This window comes from Roseofilum sp. KMC-1 (assembly GCF_057802075.1).
In genome coordinates, this window is sequence record NZ_CM173605.1 from 3017244 (window position 1) to 3031002 (window position 13759).

A 13759-nucleotide genomic window follows, 5' to 3' on the forward strand; every position below is an offset into this window, starting at 1 on the left:
ATAATGGAGAATAACCCTCTTGTTAGTTAGAGGTAAACCAGGTTGGATTGAGACTGATGAGTAATGTATCCCCTTACTGGATTTGGGTGAGAGTAAATGCGTTTGGTACAGGACAACGGGTTGAAGACCAAATAGCCCATGATTTTTTTCAGGATCGGTTTTCAGATCTGCTGTCAAAAATGCCTTTTCCGCACCCAGAGATCCAAGCACAACTTCAGCAATGGAATCTGGCTTCAGACCCTTCTCTAAGACCGGCAGAGCGGTGTTTGCGCTGTTTTATTTCTAATCAGATCAAACAAATTTGTGTGGACTTGGAGCAGCGTTTTGGGGCGACTCATGATTTTACCCACCGGGAACTGTTGCCGTTTGTGTTGTCAGAGTCTCCGCGTCCAGTTTTCCAGGCTTCCCATTCTGGTTTGGTCGATCGCATTTTAGAATCCTTTGATCCGAGTAAAAGTACGCTTTCGGCTTGGTGTACGAGGTTATTTAAGAGCGATCGCCTGGTGAAGCGTTTTCTGCTCGATCATGGTATTGAACAGGTGACGGATTGGTTAATTCTGAACCGTACTTCTTTAGGGAAACTGACGGAAGTTTTGCAGCAACAACAAGCAACACAGAGGGAGATTGCAGACGCAACGGAGCTGTTGGAGCAGTATCACCGAGTCTATCGCCAAGACTTGTTGCAACAGCGAGCGGAGGGTACGAAGCGCCGTTTTCCTGAGCCGACAGAGGATCAACTTCGGGTAATGGCTGATGGGGTAAAGGATTCCCCTAGACAAGTCTTAAAACAGCTTAAATATTTGGCGGGAGTGATGCGGGTGGCGCGTATTCAAGCCAGGGGGGGGAATTTGCCTCCTTCTGTGCAACCGCCACCGATAGAATTGACTCCTGCTGTCGATCCTCCAGAGCAGTTGGAATTTTTGGATCGATACGATCGAGAATTTCAAGAGGCTTTGCAAGGGGCGATCTCTCAAGCAATCAAAACTCGCTTACAAAGCTATGAAACTGGGAAAACGGAAAAGCAAAGGCAAAAAGCCAAAGAAAAACAAGCGCTCTTTCTGAAAGGGTTGTACTTATTCCACTGTCAGGGAATTTCCATGGGTGAGATTGCCCAACAATTGGAGTTAGGAGATCAACCGAGAGTCAGTCGCCTGCTTCAGCTTAAACGACTGCGAGCAGATATTGGTCGATGGACTTTACAGTTACTGGGCGATCGGGTTTTAAATCTGGCTCAAGCTTATGTTGATGGGGAACAATTATCGCAAGTGGCGGCTAAAATTTACGCCATTTTAGATGAAGAAGTACAATCAACTTTAGCCGAAGCGATCCGAGAATCGAGTTGTAACCAGCGTCCTGTGGTTCCCAGTCAACTTACCCAGTCTATTTGTCACTATGTTAAAACTCAACTGGAGTGAATTATGACTATCTCTACTCTTTCTCCCCTGGAATTTTCTGAGGATTGGGTTGAATTTTCCCCAACTTTAGAATCGTTTGTGTTCGCAGAAGCGGACTATGAAGCGGCTAAACCTTTGGCTGACAATTGGTCAAATTATACTCAGGCTTTGGCGGTTTTGGGATTTTATGGTTGGTTGGGCGATCGCGAACCGACATTAACCTTAGATTCTGATCCTCTGCATCTGCTAAATCTCGTCTATAGTCAGCATCTCAATGGGGTTTTTCATGTCCCGGTGAATGGCTTTAGGGTTTGTCTTTTGCCCAGTTTATCCTGGAGCGAGGAAGAGATTGCTGTTCCGAGGGTGGGGATTGAGCTATCGGAATTTACGGATCAACTGTATGTTATTGTTGGCTTGGATGAGGAGTTAGAGGCGATCGCCATTCGCGGATTTCTTAACTTCCCTGAACTAACGGCTTTAACGGCTCCAATGACTCCTAGCCCAGATTGGAATTACTATCTCAATATCGAGCAATTCCATACTAATCTTGACGACCTCCTATTAACCCTACAATGCTTAAATCCAGAAGCCATTAAAACTCCAGAAAAAACTCTCGATCTTGCCAGTTTACAACCCTATCAAAAAAGCTTAAAAGAGCATCTTCCTCTGGTTGAAAATCGTCCCCTCTGGCAAATTTTAACTTGGGAAGAAAGTCGAGCGATCTGGCTCTATCCCGAATTATTGCAATGGTTAAACCCTCAACCCGAAGCAGAACGGGAAACTCTAAAAAAGCATCTAGCCGATCTTCTTAACCTCCTGATTCAGCCCGCCATCGATCTCACCAAATGGCTGCAAAATGAAGTAGAAGGACTACAAAATCAAGGGAATGAGGGGGGATGGCAACTGATTCCAGCCAGTGTCTTCCGTCGCCATTTACCCCTCTCTCCAGCTACAGATTTAAGCAGCTTACTCACCCAAATTCACCAAGAAACTGGCGTGAGTGTACCTTCAGATGCCGGTCGTGCTTATCAGGATTTAGATTTAGGTTTAGGAGTCAGACTTTATGCGATCACCTGGTGTTTATCTTACGAAGATAGCTGGACTTTATTGTTGATTTTGGGCAGCAATTCCAGACAAGCCTTAAACTCAGAGATGGGCTGGCGAATTAGCGACCAAACGGGTATTTTAATTGAAGAGAAGGTTAACCTTGCCCATCCTAGTGCCTATCTGTTTACGCAACTGATTGGAACCTATGACGAGAAATTTGTGGTAACCTTATTCTCAACAGACGGAACCCCGGTGAGCTTACCTCCGTTTGCTTTTCCTTGGGTAAAGATTAATCCGGGGTTGGGTTCTAGGAAATAATTGTTAATTGTTAATTGTTAATTGAACCCATGTTTTCCCAAGTCTATAAACTACGAGTCCGACAAGTTAATGAAGTTTGTGACTTTGAGCTAACTTGGGGAGAAGGGCAAACCCTATGGACAGAATTACCTTATCCGGGGAACTTATCCCACAGTTATCAACGATGGCAAGAAACCTATTTGCAGTTTTATCGGCAATTGCGGGGGAAGGTTGTTAAGCGAGGACAGGTGTCTAAACCGTCGGAAGATTGGCGCTCTTTGTTGGTGCAAGCGGAAGCGGAATTACTCGATCAATTTCATTATTGGTTACTCTCTCCGGAATTAGTCGCCATTCGCCGACAGTTGGCAACAACGGCGGTCAAGAGTTCTAAATCTATCATGGTATGTTTAACTTGTACGCCTCTAGACTTGGCAAGATTGCCTTGGGAAACTTGGGAAATTGGTACGGATTTAGGGGCTGCTGATTCGATTTGCTTGGTGCGAACTCCGGGAAATATTGCCCATGAACCGGTTTATCCTCGGCGTAGAAAAGGGAGAGTATTGGCGATTTTGGGCGATGATACGGGATTGGAGTTTCAAGGCGATCGCACGGCGGTGACTTCCCTGTCTCGACTGGCTACAGTAGAATTTGTGGGATGGACGGGAAAAGAGGATATCCAGCAACTTAAACATGATATTTGTCAGGCGATCGCCGATCCCCGTGGATGGGATGTTCTCTTTTTTGCCGGACATAGTAACGAAACAGCCTTAACTGGGGGAGAATTGGCGATCGCCCCTGGGGTTTCCCTCTCCATTCACGACATCAGCGAATCCCTGCATCTGGCAAAAACCAAAGGCTTACAATTTGCCATTTTTAACTCCTGTAGCGGTTTGGCGATCGCCCAATCCCTGATCAACCTCGGCTTAAATCAAGTTGCCGTCATGCGCGAACCCATTCACAACCGCGTTGCCCAAGAATTCCTGATCCAATTTATCAAACGCCTGACCGAATTTGACACCGTTTATCAAGCCCTTATTCAAGCCTGTCACTATCTCAAACAACAGGAAAAACGGCTTACCTATCCCAGTGCCTACCTCATTCCCTCCCTCTTCACCCACCCAGAAGCCGAACTCTTTCAAATTCAACCCTTTGGCTGGCGAGAACATCTGAAACAATGGATACCCAACCGTTGGGAAAGCGCTGCCTTAGCCACCCTTACCACCCTCAGTTGTCTCTTTCCCCTGCAAACTTGGCTCCTGAATCAGCGCGTGGGAATACAAGCTGGCTATCGTCACCTCACCCAACAAATGGAAACGACTGCCACCCCATCGGTGGTGATGCTGCAAATCGATAATGAATCGATCGCCAAAGCGGGAATTTCTAGCCCAGTGCCCATGAATCGTACCTATCTCGCCCAACTGATCCAGCAACTAACGGAACTGAACACTAAAGTCATTGGTATAGATTATCTCCTCGATCGCCCCCATCAAAACTTAGACAACGGCAGCAGCGACACCATCCTTACCCAAACCTTACAAACCGCCGTTGAAAATCACCAAACCTGGTTTATCTTCGTCAGCAAACGCGATCCGCGCCAAGGCTGGATCGGTGTTTTACCCGAAATAGCCGATCCCCATTGGAGTTTACAAGGACGGATCAATATCTTTAAACAGGGATACATGCAATTGCATATTCCCCAAACTCCTGCAACTCCCTTACCCTTCTCCTATGTTCTCGCCCTGTCTCATTATTTCACCACTCACCCAGATCGCAACCCACCCCAACCCGATCTCAACAGTACCCAAGACTTTAAGCAACAAATTCTGTCCTATCTTTCCCAGTCTCCCCACCCCCTCCCCGCAACTGCCCGAACTTCTGCCATCACCGCATTTTCCTACCTACTCAAACAAATGTGGTTGCATCCGATTATTGATTATTCCTTGCCCCCTTCCCAAGTCTATTACTGTCTTACTGCTTGGCAATTTTTAGAGGAATCGGGATATGGGCAAAATTTGGATAGTCATGCTTGTCAAACTCCACCTAGCCCGGAAACCCTCGCCCACTCCGTCGTCATTATTGCCCCAGGGGGCTATGATGAAGCCGGAACTACCCCCGGTGGTGATAATCTTACGCCTCCTCCGGCTGCTTTTGAATATTGGACAAAACAGAATTTGCTCACGGGGGGAGAAATTCATGGGTATATGCTCGATCATCTCCTTAAGGGTAGGCTAGTGGTTCCCCTTCCCGATCTGTGGATGACTTGGGTTGCTGCTCTATGGGCAAAAGGACTAATATTAATGGTGGGGTTAACTCGCTATGGTGTCCGTCAAACGGCGATCGCCCTCTCCATCGGAACAATTGTGTACGGCTTACTCTCATTACAAGTCTATATTTCTATGGCAATCCTCTTACCCTGGTTTTTTCCTACAATTATGGTATGGGGGTTTGTCCTCTCACAAACCATCCGCAACCGAGAATAAGGAATACTCGTAATGGCTAAAACGGTGCAATACGCTCCCATGGGTTTACTGAGTGCGATCGCTGTTGGACTGATGGTAACCCATGCCATGACCAGCTTTGCCCAAACCCCAGAGATTACCGAAAAACTGCGTAACCTGATTGAATTGAAACCTCCAGCCGATGAAGGAGAAGGGGGATCGCGGGGAAGTGCCACCAGCGCGGTTGACTTAATTTGTGCCATTTCCCCTACCCGTGAGAGCGATCTTGATACTTTAACTTGGTTAGAACCGGAAGTGATTTGGAGCGATCGCCCCCTATTTTTGTGGCATCCTAAAATTGAAGGTGTTGTTATCCAATCGATTCAAGTGTTACGAGAGGATACGGAAGAAATAATCTGGGAATCTGCTGTTACTGGCGATCGCCACTTCATCTTGTATCCCCCAGATGCTCCGCCCTTAGAGCCAGGAGTTGCCTATTTTTGGCAAGTGGTAACGGATCGTCCCTACATACAAGCTACCTTTCAAATTTTAGATGGCGCGGAACGTTCATCTATTGATAACCAAATGCAAGCTATTTCTACCCAACTCACCCGCGAAGGGGTAACTCCTGCTGATGTTGCCTTGGCTCAAGCTCTTTACCTTGGAGAACAAGAGTTAGTATCCGATATGCTGAACAGTATCTATTCAGTGCCTAACCCTTCTGAATCGGTTCAATCTCTTCAAAATAGTATTGTTAGTCAATTTTGTCCCTCAGACTCTTAGGTTTATAAGAATCAGTGACTTCATTAGCGATCTGTGTTTGGAGTACAACTTATAGTCAATTCGATTGTTGAAGCTGCCCCGCCCCTTAGATAACAACCCGTTGATCTGTTTTGTAGATAAGCCAACTCAACTGAACACAGGCAGTCTAAAAACTGGACAGTATCTAAGGCACTCATGAGAGCATAGCCTGTATTAACTCTCGTTAGTTACTGCTCCTGCCTGTGAGTGCTATGGGCAAAATACCCTATGTGGGGACATACAGTGCGAAGCGCTATATACTCAATCACAGGTTTAAGATTGCCCCAATTGATCCTTAAGATTCACCAAAGCCGACCAACGGGCATCTACACCAGCATCCTCACTCTCAGCCCCTTCCTCCTTCACCTCAATTCCCGGACAACCCTTATCGCATAACTGCCGATGGGGAAGCCGCAAACAAAGCTGTTCGTAGAGCCAGGTTTCCGGGTCAAAATGGCCTTGGGGCGAGAGAGTTTCCACCAAATCCTCTAAGGGCACTTCCCGCTCCAAGGGCAGATTATCATTGAGGGTATCCGCATTAGGATCGAGCCAAATCAATTCCTTCGCCTTCGCCCGCAGTCGATAATTATACTGTTGCAGACAGCGATCGCACTTTAGCGTTACAATCGTCTCAGCCATCGCCTTCACCTCCAGATAACTCCCTTGGTGAATCATCTTCATCCAACCCTGAACCGGCATCAAAGAATCCAACCCCTCCAAATACTGATCCACCTCAATCCTCAGTTTTCCCTCTGGACACTTTAACAACCCAGGAATATAGATCCTCTGCATCATCCACCTCCTTCTTGGGAGCGCTGTCGGACAATCAGCCGTCGGTGAGGCTCCTTACCCACACTCTCCGTTTCCAGATCCTCATACGATTGCAGAAACTGATGTACCTCCCTCCTCTCCGCCGATGACAACGCCTTCATCTCAAACTCAACCGCCGTTTGCCGCACCGTATAAGCCGCCATCTCAGACATTCGCTGCACTTCCTGCTGTCGCTGATGACGATAGCCATTCAACTCCAAAGTAAACGAACCCTGTTCCTCCCGGTCTTGTCCCAAATTCAGAATCGCATTAATCAGATACTGAATCGCATCCAAACTTTCCCCACCTGTACCCACCAACTGTTCAATCTGGGACACACTCAAGGGTGAAGGGTCAATAATTAACCAAGACGTTTCCTGACCTGACCATCCTTCAATCACCTCCACCCTCACAGCAGTAGCTAGTCCCATCTTTTTTAACAGATCTTCTAGCCACTGCTGGCCCCGCTTTTGCATGGTTTCCTTCATGGCTACTACCGATGCCTATTTCTTCTTAGATTCTGGTTTAGTCTTCTTTTTAGACCGTTTTTCAAAAGGCAGATCCGTGCGATTCTCAGATATTGTACCCGCAGGACTAACGCTCAAACCTTTTTCTTCAACCAACTTCTGGAGATTTTCCGGCAACGGTTCCTTGGACAAAATAAACGTTTGCGCCGTTTGGAAAATATTGGCAATCACCATATACATCAAAACTCCAGCCGGTAAAGGAAAGAATAAAAACATCCCCGTAAAGATTACCGGCGTAATTTTATTAATCGTTTGTTGCTGAGAATTCGCATCATTACTGCTTCCTCCCTGGCCAGACAGCACCTGGTTCAGATACAAACTGACCCCAAAGAACAACACCATCCCCAGGATATCGAAGTTAATGTTGCCATTCTCATCAAAAGCCCCAACTCGTCCCAGAGCTTTAATAAATAAAAATCCTTTCTCTGCGGCTAATCCCGGCACTGTCCCTTGAAAGGTGACCTCTCCCGGTTGTAGAGCCACCAGCGTACCATCAGGATTAATGTCCACCAGCTCTCCACCCTTGGTTACCGTCCAAGTTGGTTGTAGCTTTTGCACCTGATCGGGATACTGCGCCACCAATTCTTTAACCGTTTGTCCTTCCACCGTTTGCAGGTTAATTTGAGCCTTCTCGCCCACCCCAATCTTATTACCTCCGGTCAAAATCGCCGCGACTTTAGCGTGAACCCCATCTTCAATATAGATATTCTGAGGTTTAGTGGCATAAATTTGGGGTTGAATTCGCTGGATCTGTTCCTGGGGAAAAATCTGTACATCCACTGTATAGTTGACATCCGAAAACGGCGATCCGCGCAACGTGGCAAACAAGGCAAATAGCACCGGCATTTGAATCAGCACTGGCAAACATCCGGCTAAGGGATTACCCACTTCTTTGAAGAGCTTGGCCATCTCTTCCTGTTGTTTTGTGGGGTCATCTTTATACCGATTGCGAATTTCTTCTTGTCGCTTCTGCATGTACGGTTGTACCACACGAGTACGCCGCATACTGCGAATTGATCCGGCGCTCAGGGGATACAGAGCAAACCGAATTACTAAGGTTAGGGCGACGATCGCCAAACCATAGCTAGGTACGATCCCGTAGAAAAAGTCCAGGATCGGTAGCATAACGTTGCTGGAGAGAAAACCAATACCAAAGTCCATTCGTCGTGAGTTAACCTTTTGCGCTGAGGAACTGCCTCTTCAGTGTATCTGATTGTCGGAGGCTTGATCTAATCGATTTTCACCGAGAACAGTGAAGGAGCCAAAATGAGATGACATTTACTGTTCTCGGAGAATAGGGAGAATATAAGGATTAGGCCTTAACCTTACCCCTAGAGCTACTTTTCGCTTGGGGGTTTTTAGAGATTTTGCCATTGATATAGTCATACAGTTCCCGAAATCGGGGGAGCGATCGCATTTCTAGACGGCTACCATCCTTGAGGGTGATCACCATATCCCCCCAAGATCCCAACCCCCTAGGAACGACCACCACTTGGGCCATTTCCGAGTAAATCACATCGGTACGGTTGCGTCCCATCCATCCTCCCGTCGTCGAAATCCGGCGATTGGTAATCCGATATCGAGACCAAATCGCTCGAATAATGGAGCCAATCGTTAAAGGGAGAGCAATGATCGTAAAACCAATCAACACATTGAAGAGCAAATCTCCAACATGGGGGCCACCCTCATAAACCACATCTTCTTTAATTCCCATTGAGTACCTCTGCCTGTACCAATAACTGCTCTAATTCTTGCAGAAATTGATCGGAATTGCAGGATTGGACATTGGGGCGCACAATAAACACCAATTGCCATCCCCTCTGAATTTGGGGGAGGAGTTGACGTAGGGTTGCCCGAATTTGCCGTTTGATCCGATTGCGATAAACCGCTCGTTTATCGACTTTTTTGCCGATCACAATACCGATTTGAGTGGGATGACTGGGACGGTGGGCACTTTGGGAATAGGAAATTTTTGGCCCTAAAGCTCTTAGGGTCAAATGGTCAGTTTCGTATCGGACTCCTTGACGATAGACTCCAACAAAATGTCGTCGATTTTTAAGTCGGTTCGCCTTGGGTAGCATGATCTAGGGATTTGCTAATGGGTAATCGGTAATGGGTAATCGGCAATTTCTCCCCATTCTCCCATTAGCCATAAATCTTAAACCGTTAACCGATGACGACCTTTCTTACGACGGGCCTGAATGACTCGGCGGCCGGTATTACTCCGCATCCGGGCCCGAAACCCAGATGTTCTCTTTTGTTTGCGATTGGTTCCCTCTAAGGTGCGTTTACTCATAGAATTGTTTTTCCTAAATGGTTAGCAGATCGAATAAAAATGCCACGATCGCTTATTGTACCATCGATCGCGCTTTCGATCTTCCTAAATTGGGCTGAGAAATGGAGAATTAGGGGCTGATCTGGAATTCCCACGTACCGATATAGCGGGGCATGGGCACTTCCCCAGGGGTCAAGATCAGACACTTAAACCGATACGTGCCAAATCCGGGGTTTTTGACGTTGGAAAAGACCAATTCTAAGCCTGCCGTCCCTGCGGGGATGGACTTTTCTGGATAAATCTCCACCAGTTTATTTTCCTGATCCCAAACCACCTCTTGTAGGGGTTGGGCCTCTCCTTTGATCCGCACTTCTATTTGATCGGGGTCTATTTTGCCTGTATAGTTAGCAGGACTTTCGGAGTAGGAAATGGTAAAGGACTGCACCGCTTCAGTGAGTTTCTTCTGAGGAACCCGGAACCGATAGCGATCCCACTCATTGGCAATTCCCTCGAAGTCGAAACGAAAATCCAGGGTATTCTCCCGTCCAGGGCCGCCAAAAATGGTTAGTCCGGGTAAGCCATTGGCGAGGGTTAGGGTGGGGATGGCGGCCACTAGACCGGTGGCGATTGCCGCAGCTAACAGGGGAAGCTTGATCGACTTTAAAGTTTGGATCATAGGAAAACCACTAAATTGACTCATATTGATTGAAAACACCGTTACTAAACTTTACCAAAAGAAATGACTAGATTGACAAAAGTCACCAACCTAGGGCCCTAATGCCGACGCAAGGCGGGGTGCAAAAGTGCCAAAAATACCTAATTCATAAAACAAGTTAAAGATCCCCCTGGGTTTTCGGGGATCGGCCTACGATCCATAAAAACCAAATGCGATCGCGCAAGTCCAGTCGGTGCTATCCATCCAGCCAGCGTGCTAGTTCACCAATAGCTCATCGATCACTATAGAAGAGGAATATCCATGAAAATAGGAGTTGCTAAAGAAGTTGAATATCGAGAACGCCGAGTTGCTCTAATTCCCGATGTGATAGCCAAGTTAACCAAACAGGGTTTAGAGATTTGGGTCGAGTCTGGCCTGGGCGAATCCTCCTTTTTTGCGGATTCTGCCTATGAGGAGGCCGGAGCGCAAGTTATTTCTGATAAAGAGAAATTATGGAAGGAAGTGGATGTCCTCTTAAAAGTTGGATCTCCTCTAGAAGAAGAATTAGGGCTATTGACTCCCGGAAAGGTTTTAATCAGCTTTTTAAATCCTCTGGGGCAACCGGAGATGATGCAAAAATTGGCCGATGCTCAGGTAACAGCCTTGAGTATGGAATTGATCCCCCGTACCAGTCGCGCCCAAAGTATGGATGCTTTATCCTCTCAAGCGGGGGTAGCTGGCTATAAGGCGGTGTTGATTGCGGCGGCGGCACTGCCTAAGTTCTTCCCCATGTTAACTACGGCTGCGGGGACGATTCGACCGGCTAAGGTGTTTGTGATTGGGGCGGGAGTTGCCGGTTTACAGGCGATTGCCACGGCAAAACGACTTGGCGCGGTGGTAGAAGCCTTTGATATTCGTCCGGCAGTCAAAGAAGAAGTGCAAAGTTTGGGCGCTAAATTCGTAGAAGTGCAGCTCAATGAAGAAACCGTAGCTGAAGGGGGTTATGCGCGAGAAATTTCCGAAGACTCGAAACGGCGCTCCCAAGAATTGGTCGCCGAGCATGTGAAAACGGCCGATGTGGTGATTACCACCGCACAAGTTCCGGGGAAAAAAGCGCCCCGGTTGGTGACGAAAGAAATGGTGGCGCAAATGAAGCCGGGTTCAGTGGTGGTTGATTTAGCGGCTGAACAAGGCGGAAATTGTGAAGTGAGTGAAGCGGGTAAAGATGTTGTCTATGAAGGTGTTACCGTGATTGGCCCCATCAATCTGCCCGCATCAATGGCGGTTCATGCGTCACAAATGTATGCTAAAAATATCTCCACTTTGCTGAATTATCTGGTCAAAGAAGGGGAGTTAAATCTCGATTTCTCTGATGATATTATCAGCAGCACTTGTGTCACTCATGGGGGAGAAGTTCGCAATCAAAGAGTTAAAGAGGCGATCGCCAGCGAACAGTCTGCTGTAGCCAGTTAAATGCCCTCTCCCTATATCCCTCTCCCACAGGAGAGGGACTGATGCTCCCCTTCTCCCGTGGGAGAAGGGGTTGGGGGATGAGGGCAACCGTTAACCTCATTACCTATTACCAAAACCATGACAGAATCATTAATTGGCGCGTTATTTGTCTTTGTGCTGGCTAGTTTTGCGGGCTTTGAAGTGATTAACAAAGTTCCGCCTACTTTGCACACTCCTTTGATGTCCGGGGCGAATGCCATTTCTGGAATTGCCTTAATTGGGGCCTTAATTGTGGCCGGCGATCGCACCCTCAGCATTAGCGTAATCCTCGGTCTGATTGCCGTTGTCTGCGCCACGATCAACGTGGTAGGCGGCTTTTTGGTCACCGATCGCATGTTGCAAATGTTCAAGAAGAAAGAAGCGTGATCGAGATCCCCCTAAATCCCCCTTAATAAGGGGGACTTTCTCGATCGCACTTTAAAAAGTGGGACTTTTTCGATCCAATTCCCCCCTTATTAAGGGGGGCAAGGGGGGATCAATTGTAATTTGGAAAGACAAACAGTCATGACAACATTCATGGATTATTTACCCACAGGGATTCAACTGGTATATCTAGTTTCTGCTTCTCTGTTTATCATTGGTTTGAAACAATTAGGCTCTCCAGCAACCGCTCGCAATGGGAATTTATTAGCCTCCATTGCCATGTTTTTAGCCGTTGCAGCTACCCTGTTAGATCGGCAAGTCCTCAACTATGAACTGATTCTAGTGGGGATTATTATTGGTTCTCTCATTGGGGCGATCTCCGCCAAACAAGTTGCCATGACCGCCATGCCGCAGATGGTAGGCTTGTTTAATGGTTTAGGGGGGGCTGCATCTGCTCTAGTGGCGATCGCCGAATTTTGGCGGCGCTTAACCGAGCAGCAACCCATTCCCATCGATGCCAACCTCTCCATTATTCTCAGTGTCTTTATTGGTGGTATTACCCTCACCGGTTCTCTGATTGCTTTCGGAAAACTGCAAGGCTTACTCACCGGAGCGCCGATTAAATTTCCCCTGCAACAACCCATTAATATCCTGTTGTTAATTGCCTTCCTCGGTGCAACCGGCTATTTACTCTACGACTCCCTCAACACCCCCATTTTCCTCGGCATGACCGCAATTTCCTTACTCTTGGGAGTCTTATTTGTGATTCCCATTGGTGGCGGTGACATGCCCGTAGTTATTTCCCTGCTCAACTCCCTTTCTGGTTTAGCCGCCAGTGCCGCCGGATTTGTGGTGATGAATAATGTGCTAATTATTTCTGGTGCATTAGTCGGAGCCTCTGGTTTAATCCTCACCCAAATCATGTGTAAAGCCATGAACCGCACGCTTACCAATGTTCTCTTCAGTGGCTTTGGAACCGCAGAAGGAAGCAGTAGTGCGGGAAGTTCCGGAGGCGCGGGGCAACTCACCGTTCACAGCATTGACTCAGAAGAAGGAGCGATGATGCTTGGCTATTCTAAATCTGTGGTGATCGTTCCTGGATATGGCATGGCAGTTGCCCAAGCCCAGCATGTCGTCAGGGAGTTAGCGGATTTACTGGAAAAACAAGGGGTTGAAGTCAAATATGCCATTCATCCCGTTGCTGGACGGATGCCAGGACATATGAACGTTCTGTTAGCAGAAGCCAATGTTCCCTACAACCAACTCTATGATATGGATGACATCAATCCCCAATTTGACCAAACTGATGTTGCCTTGGTGATTGGAGCGAATGATGTGGTTAATCCCGCAGCTCGCAGTAATCAGGATAGCCCCATTTATGGAATGCCCATTTTAGAGGTAGACCGAGCCAAGCATACCATTGTGATTAAGCGCAGTATGAATACGGGGTTTGCCGGGGTTGATAATGAGTTGTTTTACAAAGATAAAACCATGATGCTCTTCGGTAGCGCCAAGGATGTGGTGAATCAACTGGTGTCGAGTGTGAAAGAGTTGTAGTTAACCCATCTGATATCAAGTCCGATTAAACGGTTATTAATTAGGTTGGTTGTAGATACTCTCTTGGATGTCAAGGGGTGGCG

14 protein-coding genes are annotated in these 13759 nt (G+C 47.3%); 7 read left to right on the forward strand and 7 right to left on the reverse strand.

Annotation, left to right across the window (positions count from 1 at the left end):
* The first annotated feature begins 56 nt into the window (after window positions 1–56).
* From AC3FZD_RS14050 to AC3FZD_RS14065, 4 genes are read left to right on the forward strand one after another with little or no spacing between them, the layout of a single operon-like run.
* Window positions 57–1415 (forward strand): hypothetical protein, encoded by a 1359-nt coding sequence (locus tag AC3FZD_RS14050; protein ID WP_488736637.1) that lies wholly within the window; start codon window positions 57–59, stop codon window positions 1413–1415.
* 3 nt (window positions 1416–1418) lie between these two features.
* A complete protein-coding gene (locus AC3FZD_RS14055) occupies window positions 1419–2759 on the forward strand; it encodes a DUF1822 family protein (protein WP_488736638.1) in 1341 nt (446 codons plus the stop codon).
* A gap of 29 nt (window positions 2760–2788) precedes the next feature.
* Window positions 2789–5218, forward strand: a complete 2430-nt coding sequence (locus AC3FZD_RS14060) for a CHASE2 domain-containing protein (protein ID WP_488736639.1) — start codon at window positions 2789–2791, stop codon at window positions 5216–5218.
* 12 nt (window positions 5219–5230) lie between these two features.
* Window positions 5231–5959, forward strand: coding sequence for a hypothetical protein (locus AC3FZD_RS14065; protein ID WP_488736640.1), 729 nt, complete (start codon window positions 5231–5233; stop codon window positions 5957–5959).
* A 291-nt stretch (window positions 5960–6250) separates the two neighbouring features.
* Here the strand turns inward: AC3FZD_RS14065 and AC3FZD_RS14070 are convergent, their stop codons facing one another.
* The 7 genes from AC3FZD_RS14070 to AC3FZD_RS14100 form a co-directional block, all read right to left on the reverse strand.
* Window positions 6251–6769 carry a YceD family protein gene (locus tag AC3FZD_RS14070; protein ID WP_488740347.1) on the reverse strand — a complete coding sequence of 173 codons (519 nt, stop codon included), beginning with the start codon at window positions 6767–6769 and terminating at the stop codon, window positions 6251–6253.
* Window positions 6769–7275 carry a Jag family protein gene (locus AC3FZD_RS14075; protein WP_488736641.1) on the reverse strand — a complete coding sequence of 169 codons (507 nt, stop codon included), beginning with the start codon at window positions 7273–7275 and terminating at the stop codon, window positions 6769–6771. Before AC3FZD_RS14075 ends, AC3FZD_RS14070 begins: the two co-directional genes overlap by 1 nt.
* A 15-nt stretch (window positions 7276–7290) precedes the next feature.
* Window positions 7291–8475, reverse strand: a complete 1185-nt coding sequence (gene yidC / locus AC3FZD_RS14080; protein ID WP_488736642.1) for a membrane protein insertase YidC — start codon at window positions 8473–8475, stop codon at window positions 7291–7293.
* A gap of 151 nt (window positions 8476–8626) precedes the next feature.
* Window positions 8627–9028: a PH domain-containing protein gene (locus AC3FZD_RS14085; protein ID WP_488736643.1), complete on the reverse strand. Its 402-nt coding sequence runs from the start codon at window positions 9026–9028 to the stop codon at window positions 8627–8629.
* Complete coding sequence (gene rnpA / locus AC3FZD_RS14090) at window positions 9018–9395, reverse strand: ribonuclease P protein component (RefSeq protein WP_488736644.1); 378 nt, start codon at window positions 9393–9395, stop codon at window positions 9018–9020. Before rnpA ends, AC3FZD_RS14085 begins: the two co-directional genes overlap by 11 nt.
* Window positions 9396–9472: 77 nt before the next feature.
* On the reverse strand, window positions 9473–9610 hold the full coding sequence (gene rpmH / locus AC3FZD_RS14095) for a 50S ribosomal protein L34 (RefSeq protein WP_488736645.1): 138 nt from the start codon (window positions 9608–9610) through the stop codon (window positions 9473–9475).
* Between the two features lie 109 nt (window positions 9611–9719).
* Window positions 9720–10265 carry a DUF2808 domain-containing protein gene (locus AC3FZD_RS14100; RefSeq protein WP_488736646.1) on the reverse strand — a complete coding sequence of 182 codons (546 nt, stop codon included), beginning with the start codon at window positions 10263–10265 and terminating at the stop codon, window positions 9720–9722.
* A gap of 300 nt (window positions 10266–10565) precedes the next feature.
* Between AC3FZD_RS14100 and AC3FZD_RS14105 the strand changes: the two genes are divergently transcribed.
* From AC3FZD_RS14105 to AC3FZD_RS14115, 3 genes are all read left to right on the forward strand, one after another.
* Window positions 10566–11717, forward strand: a complete 1152-nt coding sequence (locus AC3FZD_RS14105) for a Re/Si-specific NAD(P)(+) transhydrogenase subunit alpha (protein ID WP_488736647.1) — start codon at window positions 10566–10568, stop codon at window positions 11715–11717.
* A 117-nt stretch (window positions 11718–11834) separates the two neighbouring features.
* Window positions 11835–12122 carry an NAD(P) transhydrogenase subunit alpha part 2 gene (locus AC3FZD_RS14110; protein WP_271941602.1) on the forward strand — a complete coding sequence of 96 codons (288 nt, stop codon included), beginning with the start codon at window positions 11835–11837 and terminating at the stop codon, window positions 12120–12122.
* A gap of 138 nt (window positions 12123–12260) precedes the next feature.
* On the forward strand, window positions 12261–13676 hold the full coding sequence (locus AC3FZD_RS14115) for an NAD(P)(+) transhydrogenase (Re/Si-specific) subunit beta (RefSeq protein WP_488736648.1): 1416 nt from the start codon (window positions 12261–12263) through the stop codon (window positions 13674–13676).
* Window positions 13677–13759 lie beyond the last annotated feature (83 nt).